Raw genomic sequence first — 17,507 nt, 5'->3', positions numbered from 1 at the left:
CCTTCTCGCCCCACCGTACCGCCTCGCGCCGCGGCCGTGCGGGGAGCGATGTCGTGTTCACTCAGGGCTGCAAACATCAAATCCCCCCGTTCCGTTCCGTATCCTGTGCCCGCTCGCCCTTGCGGAGTTCACTGGAGAGCAGTTCGAGCACGCTGCGTACACTCTCTCTACGGATTTCCGCCCGGTCACCGTTCAACCGCAAAGCGACTGTTTTCTTCGCCCCGGCGGGGCCAACGGCCGAAACGTATACCGTCCCGACCGGCCGGCCGTCCTGCGGTTCGGGTCCGGCCACGCCCGTGGTCGCGATCCCCCAGCTCGCTCCGAGCGCCTTGCGCACCCCGGCCGCCATCTGCACCGCGACCTCGGAATCGACCGCTCCGCGCTCGGCGAGGAGGGCCCCGTCCACGCCCAGGACGTCCCGCTTGAGCTCGGTCGCGTACGCCGTCACGGAGCCCCGGAAGGCCCGCGAGGCACCGGGCACCGAGGTCAGTTCCGCCGCCACGAGGCCGCCCGTCAGGGACTCCGCCACCGCGAGCGTGTGGCCACGCTCCGTGAGCAGGCGCAGGACCCGGGCCGCCTCGCTCACGACGCGGGTCCCCCGGCGGCGCGTTGCGCGGCGAGCCCCTGGCGCCTCAGCACGATCGCCTGGCGCACGTAGTCGAGCCCCGTGACCACCGTGAGCACCACGGCGAGCGCCATCACCCAGAACCGCAGGGTCGCCAGCGGGCCCGTCAGGGCCAGGACGTACATGCCGGTCGCGGTGCCCTGCGCGAGGGTCTTGAGCTTGCCGCCCCGGCTGGCCGGAATCACCCCGTGCCTGATGACCCAGAAACGCATCAGTGTGATGCCGAGTTCCCGGAACAGGATGACCGCGGTGACCCACCACGGCAGGTCGCCGAGGAGCGAGAGGCAGATCAGCGCGGCTCCCATGATCGCCTTGTCGGCGATGGGGTCGGCGATCTTCCCGAAGTCGGTGACCAGGTTGTAGGTGCGCGCCAGATGCCCGTCGAAGATGTCGGTGATCATGGCGACGGCGAAGGCCGCCCAGGCCCACGCCCGCATCGCCGGGTCGTACCCGCCGTCGGCGAGCAGCAGCATGACGAAGCCCGGCACGAGGACCAGCCGGATCATGGTGAGGATGTTGGCGATGTTCCAGAGGCTGGCCTGATTGACGGCCGCAGCACCCAGCTTGCCGCCGGGCGCCGGCGCCCGGCCGGTACCGCCCGCCGTCGACGCCGGGACTCCGGTCATCTGCCCGCCTCCTCAACCCCGTCAAGCACCTCGACCACGAGGTCGACACCTTCGCTGGCGACGACCTTGGCCTCGACGATACGGCCGGGCGCAAGTCCCGCGCTCTCGGTGAAGATCACCTGGCCGTCGGTCTCGGGCGCCTGGTGCTCGGCGCGGCCGATGGCCCCGTCCTCGTCGTCGATGCTCTCCACCAGGACGCGCACCGTGTCGCCGATGCGCTCCTCGGCGCGCTGCGCGGTCAGTTCCTCGGCCAGGCGCGACAGGTGGGCCAGCCGCTCGGCGATGGTGTCGGCGTCCAGCTTGTCCGCGTAGCCGACCGCTTCGGTGCCTTCCTCGTCGGAGTAGCCGAAGACGCCGATGGCGTCGAGGCGGGCCGCGGTGAGGAAGCGTTCCAGCTCCTTGAAGTCCTCCTCGGTCTCGCCGGGGAAGCCGACGATGAAGTTGGAGCGGACACCGGCGGTGGGGGCCTTGGCGCGGATCGTGTCGAGCAGTTCCAAAAACCGCTCGGTGTCGCCGAAGCGGCGCATCGCGCGCAGCACGCCGGGCGCCGAGTGCTGGAAGGAGAGGTCGAAGTACGGCACGACCTTGTCGGTCGAGGTGAGGACGTCGATGAGGCCGGGCCGCATCTCGGCGGGCTGGAGGTAGCTGACCCGCACCCGCTCGATGCCGTCGACCTCGGCGAGCTCGGGAAGCAGCGTCTCAAGGAGCCGGATGTCGCCCAGGTCCTTGCCGTAGGAGGTGTTGTTCTCGGAGACCAGCATGACCTCCTTGACGCCCTGCTCGGCCAGCCAGCGCGTCTCGCCGAGCACGTCGCTGGGGCGGCGCGAGATGAACGAGCCGCGGAAGGAGGGGATCGCGCAGAACGAGCAGCGGCGGTCGCAGCCGGAGGCCAGCTTCACGGAGGCGACCGGGCTGGTGTCGAGGCGGCGGCGCAGCGGGGCGCGCGGCCCGGAGGCGGGCGCGAGACCGTCGGGAAGGTCCTCGGGGGCGGGGGCGCCCTCCTGGGCGTGGCCGGGCAGCGCCACGTCGGGGGCGGCCTGCCGCTCGGCGGGGCTGATGGGCAGCAGCTTGCGCCGGTCGCGCGGGGTGTGGGCCTCCACGCTGCCGCCGCTGAGGATGGTCTGGAGGCGGTTGGAGATGTCGGCGTAGTCGTCGAAACCGAGCACACCGTCGGCTTCGGGGAGCGCTTCGGCGAGATCCTTGCCGTAGCGCTCGGCCATGCAGCCGACCGCGACGACGGCCTGGGTCCTGCCGTGGTCCTTCAGATCGTTGGCTTCGAGGAGGGCGTCGACGGAGTCCTTCTTGGCTGCTTCGACGAATCCACAGGTGTTGACGACGGCGACGTCCGCGTCCGATGCGTCCTCGACGAGCTCCCAGCCGTCCGCTGCCAAGCGGCCTGCGAGCTCCTCCGAGTCCACCTCGTTACGGGCGCAGCCAAGAGTGACAAGGGCGACGGTGCGGCGTTCGGGCATGGACTCAAGACTACTTTGTCCTGGCCCACGCCCCCGCCGCGAGGGTCGTGGGCCCTCGCGGGCCGTCGTGGGCCGCGGGCTCGGCCCGGGCTCGGCCCCCGGCTCAGCCGACCTGCGGGTCGCCCTTGGTGTAGCTCAGGCGCTCGACCTGGCCGTCGTCGAACTTGCTGTCGATCTTCTTGCCGTTGACGTAGAGCTCGATCGCGCCCGCGTTGCCGAGGATCAGGTCGACCTTCTGGGCGTCCTGGAAGGTCTGGGCCTCGCCCTTTTGGAGCAGGCCGTCGAAGAGCATCTTGCCGTTGTGGTCCTTGGCCGAGATCCAGCTCTTGTCGTTGACCGCGGTGACCTTGACGGTGACCTTGTCGGCGGGGACCGCGGCGATCGCGCTGTCGGAGGGGGTGGGGGTCGGCTTCGGGGCGGGCTTGGACGGGGTGGCGCTCGCGGCGGGTGCGCTGGGTTTCTGCTGGGCGGGGCCTTCGGCCACGGACGCGTGACCCTTGCCCTTGTCGCCGCCGCCGAACATCGTGAAGCCGACGAAGCCGACGACCACGACGATCGCGGCCACCATGGCGGCGGTCCAGTTGGGCCGGCGGGGATCGGCGCGGATCCGCTCCGCGTCGAACAGGGGGGCGGCGGGCGTGGGCTCGGGCCTGCCGCCATGATCGTCGTCGTACTGGGCGACCAGCGGGGCGGGATCGAGGCCGACGGCCTGGGCGAACGTACGGATGTGTCCGCGCGCGTACACATCGCCGCCGCACCGCGAGAAGTCGTCCTGTTCGATCGCGTGCACGATGGGGATGCGCACCCGCGTGGAGGAACTGACCTCGTCGACCGTCAGTCCTGCGGCGATCCGGGCCTGCTGAAGTGCACGACCGATGGATGGCCCGTCGTTTTCGATCGAAGGCCGGTCGTCTTCGGGAGAGTTGCCGATGGACACGGGGGCGCCTTTCGAGCGTGAGCCACCTGCTGGGTGTTCAGTCTAGGGGGGGTGGGAAAGCGTGGGGCAACCGGGAGCACGGACTTTGTACGCCATCGGTATGGCCGGCGCCCCCGGACAGCGGGCCGCCGGCCCCATGTGCTTCCACGTCTCCCTCAACTTGACGTACGGCCAAGGGAAACGGTTGCTCGGTCATCCCGTACGAGTGCTGTTTGGTCCGGTCGGCCGTCGGCCGACCGGACCTGTCCGCCACCAGTACCCCGTGTGGGCCCTGACCACACTCAGGGGGTTTCCCCCCGGATCACTGCGAGCACTCCGTCGAGTTCGTCCGGCTTGACCAGGACGTCGCGGGCCTTGGAGCCCTCGCTGGGGCCGACGATGTTGCGCGACTCCATCAGGTCCATCAGCCGGCCCGCCTTGGCGAAGCCGACCCTCAGCTTGCGCTGGAGCATCGACGTCGAGCCGAACTGGGTGGACACGACCAGCTCGGCCGCCTGGCACAGCAGGTCCAGGTCGTCGCCGATCTCCTCGTCGATCTCCTTCTTCTGCTTGGTGCCGACGGTGACGTCGTCGCGGAAGACCGGGGCCATCTGGTCCTTGCAGTGCTGGACCACGGCCTGGATCTCGTCCTCGGTGACGAAGGCGCCCTGGAGGCGGGTCGGCTTGTTCGCGCCCATCGGCAGGAACAGGCCGTCGCCCTTGCCGATCAGTTTCTCGGCGCCCGGCTGGTCGAGGATGACCCGGCTGTCGGCGAGCGAGGAGGTGGCGAACGCGAGCCGCGAGGGCACGTTCGCCTTGATCAGGCCGGTGACGACGTCGACGGAGGGCCGCTGGGTGGCGAGCACCAGGTGGATGCCGGCGGCGCGGGCCAGCTGGGTGATGCGCACGATCGCGTCCTCCACGTCGCGCGGCGCGACCATCATCAGGTCGGCGAGCTCGTCGACGATGACCAGGAGGTACGGATACGGCGTCAGCTCGCGCTCGCTGCCTTCGGGCAGTTTCACCTTGCCGCGCCGGATCGCCTCGTTGAAGTCGTCGATGTGGCGGAAGCCGAACGCCGCGAGGTCGTCGTAGCGCAGATCCATCTCGCGCACGACCCACTGGAGCGCTTCGGCGGCCCGCTTGGGGTTGGTGATGATCGGCGTGATGAGGTGCGGGATGCCCTCGTACGCCGTCAGCTCCACCCGCTTGGGGTCGACGAGCACCATGCGGACGTCCTCGGGGGTGGCGCGCACCATTACCGAGGTGATGAGGCAGTTGATGCAGGAGGACTTTCCGGAACCGGTGGCTCCGGCGACCAGGACGTGCGGCATCTTGGCGAGGTTGGCCATGACGTAGCCGCCCTCGACGTCCTTGCCGAGCGCCACCAGCATCGGATGGTCGTCCTCGGCGGCGTCCGCGAGGCGCAGCACGTCCCCGAGGTTGACCATCTCGCGGTCGGTGTTGGGGATCTCGATGCCGACCGCGGACTTTCCGGGGATGGGCGAGATGATCCGCACGTCGGGGCTGGCCACCGCGTAGGCGATGTTCTTGGCGAGGGCGGTGATCCGTTCGACCTTCACGGCCGGGCCGAGTTCGATCTCGTACCGGGTGACCGTCGGGCCCCGGGTGAAGCCGGTGACGTTGGCGTCGACCTTGAACTCCATGAAGACGTTCTGGAGGGAGGCGACGACGGCGTCGTTGGCGGCGCTGCGGGTCTTGCCGGGGCCGCCCTTCTCCAGGAGGTCGAGCGAGGGCAGCGCGTAGGTGATGTCCCCGGCGAGCTGGAGCTGTTCGGCGCGCGGCGGCAGCGGCTCGGTGCTCTCGCGCGGCGGCTTCGTCAGGTCGGGTACGACGGGGGGCGCGCCCGGTGTGGCCTTCGGCGCCGCCGGTGCCTTGGTCTCGGCGGCCCGGGCGGTCGGCAGCGGGGTGGCCTGCTCCTTGTCGCGCTCGGTGGAGACGCCCTGGGTGAGGTCGGCGACCACCGGCGAGGGGGGCAGCCCGTTCATGACGGCGCCGTCGAGAGCGGCGGCCGCCGCGGCGGCCACGTCGACGGGGTCGAGCCCGTTCTCGAACGCCGGCTGCACGGAGCCGCGCCGGGGCCCGCGGCGCCGCGAAAACGCCTGCTCCTCGGCGCGCTCGGAGCCGTGCTCGGGGTCGTGCTCGACGGGGAGGGCGGCGCGGCGCCGGGTGCGGGGGGCGGGCTCAGCCTCGCGCCACTCGTCGTCGTACAGCTCCTCGTCGGCGAGTTCGCCGGGCAGCGGTTCGAGGACGCCGAGCCGCACGCAGAGCAGCCGCAGCCGCTGCGGGATGGCGTTGACCGGTGTCGCGGTGACCACGAGCAGTCCGAAGACGGTGAGCAGCACGAGCATCGGCACGGCGAGGACGTCGCCGAGGGTGAATTCGAGGGGCTTGGAGGAGGCCCAGCCGATCAGGCCGCCGGCGTCCTGCATGGCGTCGGTGCCGGCGCCGCGGCCGGGTGAGCCGCACGCGATGTGGACCTGGCCGAGGATGCCGAGGACGAGCGCGGACAGGCCGATGACGATGCGCCCGTTGGCCTCGGGTTTCTCCGGATAGAGGATGAGCCGGATCGCGATGGCGCCGAGCAGCAGGGGCACCACCACGTCGAGCCGGCCGAACGCGCCGGTGACCAGCATCTGTACGAGGTCACCGACCGGACCGCGCAGGTTCGACCAGGTGCCGGCGGCGACGATCAGCGCGATGCCGAGCAGCAGCAGGGCGACGCCGTCCTTGCGGTGGGCGGGGTCGAGTCCCTTGGCGCCGCGTCCTATGCCGCGGAACACCGCGCCGACGCCGTGGGCCGCGCCGAGCCAGATGGCGCGCACGAGCCGGTAGAGCCCGCCGGTCGGGGACGGGGCGGTCTTCGGGGCAGGCCTGGGGGCCGCCGCCTTCCTGGCGGGCGGCCTCTTGGCGGCGGTCTTCTTCGCGGGCGCCTTGGGGGCCGCGGCTTTCTTCGCGGGCGCGGCTTTCTTCGCCGGGGTACGGCCGGTGCGCTTCGCGGTGCCCGCCGTGCCCTGGGAACCCTTGCCGGACGTACGTGAGGCCATGGTGCTGAGGTTACCTGGGTCGGCGTCGGTGGACACGTGTGCCTACGGCTTCACCCGTCCGTGTCGTACGCCCCCACGGTTCCTGACGCCGCGTCAGCGGGACGCGGCGTCAGGTCCGTCGGTGCTCAGTTCTGCGTCGGTGCTCAGTTCTGCGAAGGGAGCGCGGTGGCGCCGCCGGTTCCGGGCTCCAGCGCGTCCAGGGCCCGCCGCAGCCCGGTGAGCTTGCGCTCCAGGTGGGCGGCCGTGGCGACCGCCGCGGCATCGGCGGATTCGTCGTCGAGCTGCTTGGAGAGCGCTTCGGCCTGCTCCTCAACTGCCGCGAGCCGTGCGGACAGTTCGGCCAGCAGCCCGGCCGACTCCCTGGCGGCGCCGCCCTGGGCGCCGCCCTCCAACTGGAGCCGCAGCAGGGAGGCCTGCTCGCGCAGCTGGCAGTTCTTCATGTACAGCTCGACGAAGACCGACACCTTGGCGCGCAGCACCCAGGGGTCGAACGGCTTCGAGATGTAGTCCACGGCACCCGCCGCGTAGCCCCGGAAGGTGTGATGGGGGCCGTGGTTGATGGCCGTGAGGAAGATGATCGGGATGTCCCGTGTCCGTTCACGCCTCTTGATGTGCGCGGCGGTCTCGAACCCGTCCATTCCGGGCATCTGAACGTCCAGCAGAATGACCGCGAAATCGTCCGTAAGCAGCGCTTTGAGCGCTTCCTCCCCTGACGATGCCCGCACCAGTGTCTGATCGAGCGCAGAGAGGATGGCCTCCAGCGCCAGCAGATTCTCCGGCCGGTCATCGACCAGGAGGATCTTGGCCTTCTGTACCATGGCCCGCCCTCCTCGCCCCGGCAGTGCACCGGGCGCCGCCCCAGGGGACGACTCCCTTGCGTCGCCCGTCCTTGTGCCGGTCATGGTAGCCGCACCCCGCCTGTCGCCACACCCTGTCACTGCGATGTCACTGTGCACGTAGCAGAAACGTAGGGGGAGACCAGAAGGTTCCCCGAATACCGCTGCCTCACACGCCTTCGGCCACCGTCAGTCAGCGCCCCTCGGCCATCGACCGGGCCGTGCAGGTCGGAGCCGGGCCCGATCCGGGCCGGTCCGGCCCCGATCCGGTTCGGACCTGCACGCGCCGGGGCCGGCACGGGCCCGGACCGGCACGCGCCCGGACCGGGCGCCTTCGCCTCGGCCCAGGCCCGGTCCGGGTCGGCTCCGCGCTCACTTCCCCCGCATCCACTGCTCCATCACGGAGAGCAGGTGGTCGGGGTCGACCGGCTTCGTCACGTAGTCGGAGGCGCCGGACTCGATGGCCTTCTCGCGGTCCCCCTTCATCGCCTTCGCGGTGAGCGCCACGATCGGCAGACCGGCGAACTGCGGCATCCTGCGAATCGCCGACGTCGTCGCGTACCCGTCCATCTCGGGCATCATGATGTCCATCAGGACGACCGCGGTGTCCTCGTGCTGTTCGAGCACTTCGATGCCCTCCCGCCCGTTCTCCGCGTACAGCACCGAAAGCCCGTGCTGCTCAAGGACGCTGGTGAGCGCGAAGACGTTGCGTACGTCGTCGTCGACGATCAAAACCTTCTCTCCTGCGAAGTGGAAGGTCCGCGCGGGCGTCCGTTCCGGCTCGCCCGCCCAGCCCTCGCCGGCGCCGGCCTCCTGGCCCGACATCGCGGCTTCCTGACGGCCTGCCGCTTCCAGTGCCTTGCGGCGCCGCCGGAACAGCCCGGCCGTCCCGGGCTGGGACACGTCGGGATCGGCCTGCCGGCCGCCGTTGTGCTGCGCGGGATCGAAGGGCCCGGACGCGCCGATGGCGAGGCCCGTCGTCCCGTCGAGCTGGCCGGGGGCGAGCTGCGGGTAGCCCTGCGGAGGCAACTCGCTGAGGTGCAGCGGGAGGTAGAGCGTGAACGTGGAGCCGCGCCCCGGTTCGCTCGCCGCGTGGATCTCGCCGCCGAGCAGCCGCGCGATCTCGCGGCTGATGGACAGGCCGAGGCCGGTCCCTCCGTACTTGCGGCTGGTGGTGCCGTCCGCCTGCTTGAACGCCTCGAAGATGACGCGCATCTTGCCGGCCGCGATCCCGATGCCGGTGTCGGTGACCGAGAACGCGATCAGGCCGGCGTCCGCGTCACGCAGCGAGCCCGCCTCGAGCAGCTGCTCGCGGATGGCGTGCGGCACGTCGGAGCCGGCCGGGCGGATGACGAGTTCGACGGCGCCGCTGTCGGTGAACTTCACCGCGTTGGACAACAGGTTGCGCAGCACCTGGAGCAGGCGCTGCTCGTCGGTGTGCAGCGTCGCGGGCAGCTCGGGCGAGACCCGTACCGAGAAGTCGAGGCCCTTCTCCGCGGTCAGCGGGCGGAAGGTGGCCTCCACGTAGTCGACGAGCTGGACCAGCGCGATCCGGGTCGGCGAGACATCCATCTTGCCGGCCTCGACCTTGGAGAGGTCGAGGATGTCGTTGATCAGCTGGAGCAGGTCGGAGCCCGCGCCGTGGATCGTCTCGGCGAACTCGACCTGCTTGGGCGAGAGGTTGCCCTCGGCGTTGTCGGCGAGCAACTTCGCGAGGATCAGCAGGGAGTTGAGCGGCGTGCGCAGCTCGTGCGACATGTTGGCCAGGAACTCCGACTTGTAGCGCATGGAGACGGCGAGTTGTTCGGCGCGCTCCTCCAGGACCTGCCGGGCCTCTTCGATCTCGGTGTTCTTCACTTCGATGTCGCGGTTCTGCTGGGCCAGCAGCTCGGCCTTCTCCTCCAGTTCGGCATTGGAGGCCTGGAGCGCGCTCTGGCGGTTCTCCAACTCGGCCGAGCGCTCGCGCAGTTGCTCGGTGAGCTCCTGCGACTGCTTGAGCAGCACCTCGGTCTTGGAGTTGACGGAGATGGTGTTGACGCTCGTCGCGATCATCTCGGCGATCTGGTTGAGGAAGTCCTTCTGGATGTGCGTGAACGGCTGGAACGAGGCCAGTTCGATCACGCCGAGCACCTTGCCCTCGAAGAGCACCGGCAGCACGATCACATGCGCGGGCGGCGCCTCGCCGAGGCCGGAGGAGATCCGCAGATAGCCCGGCGGCACGTTCTCCACCAGGATGGTCCGCTTCTCCTCGGCGGCCGTGCCGATCAGCGTCTCGCCGGGACGGAAGGAAGTCGGCATGGAGCCGGCGGAGTATCCGTAACTCCCGCGCATCCGCAGCTCGTACGAGCCGTCGCCCTCGGCGCTGACCTCGGACGCGCCGCCCGTCGGCATGGCGAGGAAGAACGCGCCGTGCTGCGCGGAGACGACCGGCGTCAGCTCGGTCATGATCAGCGAGGCGACGTCGTCGAGGTCGCGGCGGCCCTGCATGAGGCCGGAGATACGGGCGAGGTTGCCCTTGAGCCAGTCCTGCTCCTTGTTGGCGACGGTCGTGTCGCGCAGGTTGGCGATCATGGTGTTGATGTTGTCCTGGAGGGCCTGGATCTCGCCCGCCGCGTCCACGTCGATCTTCAGGTTGAGGTCGCCGCGCGTCACCGCGGTGGCGACGGCGGCGATCGCGCGGACCTGCCGGGTCAGGTTCCCGGCCATCTCGTTCACCGATTCGGTGAGGTCGCGCCAGGTCCCGTCCACGTCACGGACCCGGGCGTGGCCGCCCAGCTGGCCCTCGGTGCCGACCTCGCGGGCGACGCGGGTGACTTCCTGGCCGAACGAGGACAGCTGGTCGACCATCGTGTTGATGGTGTTCTTCAGCTCCTGGATCTCGCCCCGCGCGTCGATGTCGATCTTCTTGGTGAGGTCGCCCTGCGCGATGGCGGTGGTGACGGTGGCGATCTGGCGGACCTGGCCGGTGAGGTTGTCGGCCATGGAGTTCACCGACTCGGTGAGGTCCTTCCAGGTGCCCGAGACACCGGGCACGCGGGCCTGGCCGCCCAGGATGCCGTCGGTGCCCACCTCACGGGCCACCTTGGTGACCTGCTCGGCGAACGAGGACAGCGTCGTCACCATGGTGTTGACGGTGTCGGCGAGCTCGGCGACCTCGCCGCGCGCCTCGACCGTCACCTTCTTGGTGAGGTCTCCGTTGGCGACGGCCGCCGAGACCCGGGAGATGTTGCGCACCTGGGTCGTCAGGTTGGCGGCCATCAGGTTGACGTTGTCGCTGAGGTCCTTCCAGATGCCGGTGACCCCGCGCACCCGGGCCTGCCCGCCGAGGATGCCCTCGGTGCCGACCTCGCGGGCCACGCGCGTGACCTCGTCGGCGAAGTTGGACAGCTGGTCGACCATCGTGTTGACGGTCGTGACCAGCTCAAGGATCTCGCCCTTGGAGTCGACGGTGATCTTCTTGGAGAGGTCGCCCTCGGCGACCGCCGTCGTCACCTCGGCGATGTTGCGCACCTGGGACGTCAGGTTGTTGGCCATGAAGTTGACGGACTGGGTGAGGTCCTTCCAGGTGCCGGAGACACCCTGCACCTCGGCCTGGCCGCCCAGGATGCCCTCGGTGCCCACCTCGCGGGCCACCCGCGTGACCTGCTCCGCGAAGTTGGAGAGCTGGTCGACCATCGTGTTCAGGGTGTTCTTGAGCTCCAGGATCTCGCCCCGGGCGTCCACGTCGATCTTCTGCGAGAGATCACCCCGGGCCACCGCCGTGGCGACCTGGGCGATGTTGCGGACCTGGGCCGTGAGGTTGCCGGCCATGCCGTTCACGGAGTCGGTCAGGTCGCGCCAGACACCCGCGACGCCGGGCACCTGCGCCTGGCCGCCGAGCCGTCCGTCGGTGCCCACCTCGCGGGCGACGCGGGTGACCTGCTCGGCGAAGGCGGAGAGCTGGTCGACCATCGTGTTGATGGTGTTCTTCAGCTCCAGCATCTCGCCCCGGGCGTCCACGTCGATCTTCTGCGAGAGATCACCCCGGGCCACCGCCGTGGTCACCTGGGCGATCTGACGCACCTGTGACGTCAGGTTGCCCGCCATGAAGTTGACGGAGTCGGTGAGTTCCTTCCAGGTGCCGGAGACGCCGTCGACACGGGCCTGCCCGCCGAGGCGGCCCTCGGTGCCCACGTCCCGCGCCATCCGTGTGACCTGGTCGGCGAAGTTGGACAGCTGCGCCACCATCGTGTTGACGGTGTTCTTCAGCTCCAGCATCTCGCCCGCGACATCGACGGTGACCTTCTGCGAGAGGTCGCCGTTGGCGACCGCCGTGGTCACCTGGGCGATGTCGCGGACCTGCCCGGTGAGGTTGCGGAACGCGGTGTTGACGGAATCCGTCAGGTCCTTCCACGTCCCGGCCGCGCCCGGCACCTCCGCCTGCCCGCCGAGCCGGCCCTCGATGCCGACCTCGCGGGCCACCCGGGTCACCTCGGAGCCGAACGACTGGAGCTGGTCGACCATCGTGTTGACGGTGTTCTTCAGCTCCAGCATCTCGCCGGCCACGTCGACGGTGACCTTCTGGCTCATGTCACCGCTGGCGACCGCCGTGGTCACCTGCGCGATGTCCCGTACCTGCGTCGTCAGGTTGCGGAAGACGGTGTTGACGGAATCCGTCAGGTCCTTCCACGTCCCGGCCGCGCCGGGCACCTGCGCCTGCCCGCCGAGCAGCCCCTCGGCGCCGACCTCGTTGGCGACCCGGGTGACCTCGTCCGCGAACGTGCGCAGCGTCTCGGTCATCTGGTTGATGGTCTCCGCCAGCTGCGCGACCTCGCCGCGCGCGTTGACCGTGACCTTCTGCGAGAGGTCGCCGCTGGCCACGGCCGTGGTGACCTGGGCGATCCCGCGCACCTGGGCCGTCAGGTTCGTCGCCATCACGTTGACGGAGTCGGTGAGGTCCTTCCACACCCCGGCCACGCCCGGCACCTGCGCCTGCCCGCCCAGCTCGCCCTCGGTGCCCACCTCGCGGGCGACGCGGGTCACCTCGGAGGAGAAGGAGGACAGCTGGTCGACCATCGTGTTGACGGTGTTCTTCAGCTGAAGCATCTCGCCGGCCACGTGCACCGTGACCTTGCGCGACAGATCGCCCTTGGCGACGGCGGTCGTGACGAGAGCAATGTCACGTACCTGGGCCGTCAGCCGGTACGCCATCGTGTTGACCGAATCCGTCAGATCCTTCCAGGAACCTGACATTCCGCGCACCTGGGCCTGGCCGCCCAGCTTGCCCTCGGTGCCCACTTCGAGAGCCACCCGCGTCACCTCGTCGGTGAAGGTGGAGAGCTGGTCGACCAGGTTGTTGACGGTTCGCCCGACCTTGAGGAATTCGCCGCGCAGCGGCCGCTCGGCGCCGTCGCTGCCGTGCGACCGCAGGTCCATCCGCTGTTCCAGGTCACCCTCGGTCACCGCGGAGAGCACCCGCCCGACCTCCGAGACCGGTCGCGCCAGATCGTCCACCAGCGCGTTGGACGCGTCGATCGCGGCCGCCCAGGAGCCCTCGCAGGCCCCGTTCTCCAGGCGCTCGGTCAGCTTCCCCTCGCGCCCCACCATCCTGCGTACCCGGGCGATCTCCCCGGTCAGATGCAGATTGCGGTCCGCGACCTCGTTCAAGACGGCGGCGATCTCCGCCATCACCCCGTCACCGGAGACCGTCAGGCGCTTGCGGAAGTTTCCGTCCCGCATCGACGCGAGCGCGGCGAGCAGCCGTTGCAGCGCCGCCGTGTCCACCTCGGTCGTTCCGCCGCTCCCCCGCTGCTTGCTGTTCCGGGCCTGTTGAGTCCGGGGCTGATCGTCTTTCGCGCGCGTGCTTACGCCCCGCGCTGCTGCGCCAGACTCCACCGTGTCCCTCCCGCAGGGGTTGACCGCACCCGGGCTGTCTCCGGAAGCATGCCCAGTGTTTCACCATGGCCGAACCAGGCCATAACAGTTCGGCAGCTTCGCATATCCGTCCCCGCCCACGGAGGGCGGAAACACTGGTGACCGGCATCCGCTCGGACCGTGAAGGTAAGTAACCTGGCTTCCGGCTGTCCAGCCACCCCGGTCCGCCCGGCGAGGGGGCGGTTCGTACCCTATGCCCGGAAAAGCATGGGGGAGGGCGGCACGGAGGACGGCCACGGGACACCGGAGGGGGCGCGCCGCATGGGACTGTTGGTCCCCGGGGGGCACGTACCGGAGCCCCGGCAAGGAAATCCGGGCGTCGAGACGCGTACGAGGAGTTCTGTGATCACCGCGCAGGCGGCAGCCAGCTTCGACCCTGTCGGGCGGTCGGTCGCGACCGCCCGCGCCTTCGTCCGGGACACCCTCCAGGGCTGGGGGTACGCGGACGTCGTGGACGACGCCGTGGTCCTCACCAGCGAGCTCGTCACCAACGCGGTGGTCCACGCCGGCACCAAGGCGGACGTCCTGTGTCTGCGCTCCGAGGACGGCGTACGCGTAGAAGTGGCCGACCGCTACCCCGAACGTGAGGTTCCGCTCCTGGGCTCCCCCGCCGACATCGCGGGGCCCGACCGGGAGAGCGGCCGCGGCCTGCTGCTCTGCGCCGCCCTCGCCTCCCGCTGGGGCGTCGAGTACACCCCGACCAGAAAGAACGTCTGGTTCCAACTCGACCTGCCCAACCGGCCGGTGGGCACCCGCTCGGCCGGCCCGGCGCTGCCGACCGCGCTGCTCCCCGTCACTGACGGCCGGGTCCGTGTCGCGGTCGTGCAGATCGACCGGGCCGGCGCGGTCCGCGCCTGGAACGAGGACGCCGAGGAACTGTTCGGCTATCGAGCCGAGCAGGTCACCGGCAAGGCACTCACCGACTTCGCGGCCTGGCCGCACACCCCCGGCACCTCCACCGGCATCGTCGAAGCCCTCCAACTCTCGCGCTGGGAAGGCACGTACGGGATAAGGGGCGCCGACGGCCGCGTGGTCCCGGTGTACGCCTCGCACCTGCGGGTCCGCGACACCGAGGGCGAGCCCTCCACGGTCTGTCTGCTGGTACGCGACGACGAGCGGGCGGTGCTCCAGACTCCAGCCCGCCAGCCCGCCACCGACCCGGCCGTCCTCGGCGAGAGCCGCAGCGTCGACCCGTTCGAGGTCTTCATCGGCTCCCCCGCCCCCGACGACCTCGACGGGCTGCTCCAGCGCACCGTGGAGCGCGCCCGCGACATGCTCGACGGCGACTCCGCCTTCCTGCTGCTCGCCACCGACGACGAGACCGAGCTGGAGGTCCGGGCCACCACCGGTCTCCCCTCCGCCCGCCAGCGCTTCGCCCGCGTCCCCGTCGAGGCCGGCACGGGCCGGTACGGCTCGGCCCGCATGCCCGCCGTCCACGAGGACCTGGCGGCCGTGCCCGGCGCCGTACCGCTCCTCGACGCCACCGGCATGCGCTCGGTCGTCACCGTCCCGCTCAAGGTCGAGGGCCGCCTCACCGGATCCCTCGGCGTCGCCGCCGAATCACCGGGCCGCTATTCCAACGAGGAGGCCCTGCGTCTCCAGTTCGCCGCCGACCGCATCGCGCTCGCCGTCGAATCGGCCCGCCTGGGCGAGCTGGAACGCCTGCGCAGGGGCTCGCTGAGCTTCCTCGTCGAGGCCTCCGACCTCCTGGCCGGCACCCTGGACCGCGATCAGACGCTGGCCCTCATGGCGCAGATGACCGTGCCCACCCTCGCCACGTGGTGCGCCGTGTACACGATCGCCGACCAGTCGTCCGACCCGTATCTCTCCTACGTCCTGCACGAGGACGAGGAACGCATCGACGGCCTCAAGGCACTCCTCTCCAAGATCAGCCCGCCGGAGCCGGTGCCCACGCCGGGCGCCCGCGTCTGGGCCGCCCCCGGCGAGGCGGCGCACCAGGCGGCGCTGCGCGTCTCGATGCGCGACATGGGCCGCTCAGGCAGCCCGCACACCGGCGGCGGCCTCGGCACCACGCTGTCGACCGCAGCCGCGGTGGGCGGCGAAACCGTCGTGCTGCCCCTGGTCGCCCGCAACCGCGTCATCGGCATGCTGACACTCGGCAAGCCGTCGGACGACCACTTCCGCCAGGAGATCCTGGAACTCGCCGAGGACCTTTCTCGCCGGGCCGCGCTCGCCCTGGACAACGCCCGCCTGTACTCCGAGCGCATGGCCATCAGCCGTTCACTGCAACGCTCCCTGCTCCCGCCGGGCCTCCCGCAGATCCCCGGCGTCGAGGTCGAGGTCATCTACCGCGCGGCCGGCGAGGGCAACGAGGTGGGCGGCGACTTCTACGACCTGTTCCCCATCCGGGACGGCGCCTACGGCTTCGCCATCGGCGACGTCTGCGGTACGGGACCGGAGGCCGCCGCGGTCACCGGCCTCGCCCGGCACGCCCTGCGTCTGCTCGCCCGCGAGGGCTTCGGCGGCCCCGCGGTCCTGGAGCGGCTGAACGCGGCGATCCTCGACGAGGGCGCCCGCAGCCGCTTCCTGACGCTCCTCTACGGCGAGTTGTGGCCCCAGGAGGACGGCAGCGCGATCCTGAAGGTCGTGTGCGCCGGGCACCCGCTGCCGTTGCGGCTGCGCCAGGACGGCACAGTCGAGCCGGCGGCGGACCCGCAGCCCCTGCTCGGTGTGATGGACGACCTGGAGCTGTACGAGCAGACCATCACCCTCGACCCGGGCGATGTCCTGCTGTGCGTCACCGACGGCATCACCGAGCGCCGCGAGGGCACGCGCATGCTGGGCGACGACGGCCTCACCGATGTCCTCGCCACGTGTACGGGACTGACGGCGGGCGCGGTCGCGGCCCGTGTGCTGCGCGCGGTCGAGCGTTTCGCGGCCGAACCGGCCTCCGACGACATGGCGATCCTGACGATGCGCATCCCGGAAGAGGCCAAGCGATAACGGGGAGTGGATACGCGAAAGGCCCCGCCCAATGGGCGGGGCCTTTCGGTGTTCTGAGCCCCCATGCGGAATCGAACCGCAGACCTTCTCCTTACCATGGAGACGCTCTACCGACTGAGCTATAGGGGCCTGTTGTTGTTTCGGGGTTTCCCCCTCGCCAACGAGATAAAGCATACCCCGAATCAGACGGTGTTCCGAACCACGGTCACAGGTGCCGGTCATGCGGGTTGCAGCAACCCGCCCAGCGCGTTGCAGGCCGCCACCATTCTTCTCAACTCCGCCTCGCACAGCCCGTCGAGCGAAGGCAGCGCAAGCGTTTCGTCCGCCGCACGCTCGGTCTCGGCAAGCACCGCCCCCTGCCGCCGGAACTCCCGCGCCCTGTGTACGGGGACGGGTACGGGCACTTCGCAGGCGATCCCGCGCCGCCGCAACAGGCGCGCGAACGCGTCCCGGTCGGGCCGCCCGTTGCCGGGCACACGCACGACGTACCGCAGATAGCGGTGGCCTTCGGCCGGCGCGGGCGTCTTGACCCCGATGAGCCGACGGTCCAAGTACCGTGCCCGTTCCCTCCGTTGGGCGACATCTCCACCAAGGCCCTCGCGGTCTTCCGCCTCCAGGAGCAACACCCCGTGGCCTGCGGCCAGTTCGGCGAACCGCGCGTTCTCGGCCGGGTATCCGAAGCGCCGTACGAGTACGACGGCGGCGGTTTTGGCGGTGGTGACCGCACGTACGGCCTCGGGGGCCAGGCAGTAGGTCAGCGGGTCGATGTCCGCGAACACCGGGGCCGCCCCGACGGCCACGACGTCCCGGGCCAGTACACCGGTGTCGTAGGCCGGCACGATCACTTCGTCGCCGGGCGCGACACCGGCCGACTTGAGCGCTCCTGTCATCCCCATGGCAGCGCATTCTGCTCGTGCCACATGAACACCAGGTGAGCGGACACAAAAAAACGCTGGCCCCCGAACCGAAGTTCAGGGACCAGCGTTGAAGATTTGTTCGGCGGCGTCCTACTCTCCCACAGGGTCCCCCCTGCAGTACCATCGGCGCTGAAAGGCTTAGCTTCCGGGTTCGGAATGTAACCGGGCGT

Annotated in this window: 9 protein-coding genes, 1 tRNA gene and 1 rRNA gene; 1 reads left to right on the top strand and 10 read right to left on the bottom strand. The window is 70.3% G+C overall.

Going from position 1 to position 17,507, the window contains the following annotated elements; translation table 11 throughout:
• Positions 1 to 76 precede the first annotated feature (76 nt).
• From ACGFW5_RS08435 to ACGFW5_RS08405, 7 genes are all read right to left on the bottom strand, one after another.
• Positions 77 to 586 carry a CinA family protein gene (locus ACGFW5_RS08435; RefSeq protein ID WP_393833417.1) on the bottom strand — a complete coding sequence of 170 codons (510 nt, stop codon included), beginning with the start codon at positions 584 to 586 and terminating at the stop codon, positions 77 to 79.
• Positions 583 to 1,251 carry a CDP-diacylglycerol--glycerol-3-phosphate 3-phosphatidyltransferase gene (gene pgsA, locus ACGFW5_RS08430; protein WP_393833416.1) on the bottom strand — a complete coding sequence of 223 codons (669 nt, stop codon included), beginning with the start codon at positions 1,249 to 1,251 and terminating at the stop codon, positions 583 to 585. The genes ACGFW5_RS08435 and pgsA overlap by 4 nt, the downstream gene beginning before the upstream one ends.
• Complete coding sequence (rimO, locus tag ACGFW5_RS08425) at positions 1,248 to 2,723, bottom strand: 30S ribosomal protein S12 methylthiotransferase RimO (RefSeq protein WP_393833415.1); 1,476 nt, start codon at positions 2,721 to 2,723, stop codon at positions 1,248 to 1,250. Before rimO ends, pgsA begins: the two co-directional genes overlap by 4 nt.
• A gap of 103 nt (positions 2,724 to 2,826) precedes the next feature.
• Positions 2,827 to 3,660 carry a helix-turn-helix domain-containing protein gene (locus ACGFW5_RS08420; protein WP_393833414.1) on the bottom strand — a complete coding sequence of 278 codons (834 nt, stop codon included), beginning with the start codon at positions 3,658 to 3,660 and terminating at the stop codon, positions 2,827 to 2,829.
• Between the two features lie 281 nt (positions 3,661 to 3,941).
• The gene (locus ACGFW5_RS08415) at positions 3,942 to 6,707 is read right to left on the bottom strand and encodes a DNA translocase FtsK (protein ID WP_393833413.1); all 2,766 of its coding nucleotides are present in this window, start codon (positions 6,705 to 6,707) and stop codon (positions 3,942 to 3,944) included.
• Positions 6,708 to 6,850: 143 nt separating this feature from the next.
• Positions 6,851 to 7,525 carry a two-component system response regulator gene (locus tag ACGFW5_RS08410; RefSeq protein WP_393833412.1) on the bottom strand — a complete coding sequence of 225 codons (675 nt, stop codon included), beginning with the start codon at positions 7,523 to 7,525 and terminating at the stop codon, positions 6,851 to 6,853.
• A 390-nt stretch (positions 7,526 to 7,915) separates the two neighbouring features.
• On the bottom strand, positions 7,916 to 13,417 hold the full coding sequence (locus tag ACGFW5_RS08405; protein ID WP_393833411.1) for a HAMP domain-containing protein: 5,502 nt from the start codon (positions 13,415 to 13,417) through the stop codon (positions 7,916 to 7,918).
• A 300-nt stretch (positions 13,418 to 13,717) separates the two neighbouring features.
• On the opposite strand from ACGFW5_RS08405, the gene ACGFW5_RS08400 reads away from it, so the two are divergent.
• The gene (locus tag ACGFW5_RS08400; protein ID WP_393833410.1) at positions 13,718 to 16,420 is read left to right on the top strand and encodes a SpoIIE family protein phosphatase; all 2,703 of its coding nucleotides are present in this window, start codon (positions 13,718 to 13,720) and stop codon (positions 16,418 to 16,420) included.
• Positions 16,421 to 16,476: 56 nt separating this feature from the next.
• Here the strand turns inward: ACGFW5_RS08400 and ACGFW5_RS08395 are convergent.
• From ACGFW5_RS08395 to rrf, 3 genes are all read right to left on the bottom strand, one after another.
• Positions 16,477 to 16,549 (bottom strand) — tRNA-Thr (locus tag ACGFW5_RS08395).
• Between the two features lie 89 nt (positions 16,550 to 16,638).
• Entirely contained in the window at positions 16,639 to 17,316 is a 678-nt protein-coding gene (locus ACGFW5_RS08390; RefSeq protein ID WP_393833409.1) for a DegT/DnrJ/EryC1/StrS family aminotransferase, read from the bottom strand.
• Positions 17,317 to 17,414: 98 nt separating this feature from the next.
• Positions 17,415 to 17,507: ribosomal RNA gene (gene rrf / locus ACGFW5_RS08385) — 5S ribosomal RNA — on the bottom strand; the annotation flags it as partial.

It is taken from the genome of Streptomyces sp. NPDC048416, assembly GCF_043200435.1.
GTDB lineage: Bacteria > Actinomycetota > Actinomycetes > Streptomycetales > Streptomycetaceae > Streptomyces.
This window is presented reverse-complemented; position numbering and strand designations above follow the sequence as displayed.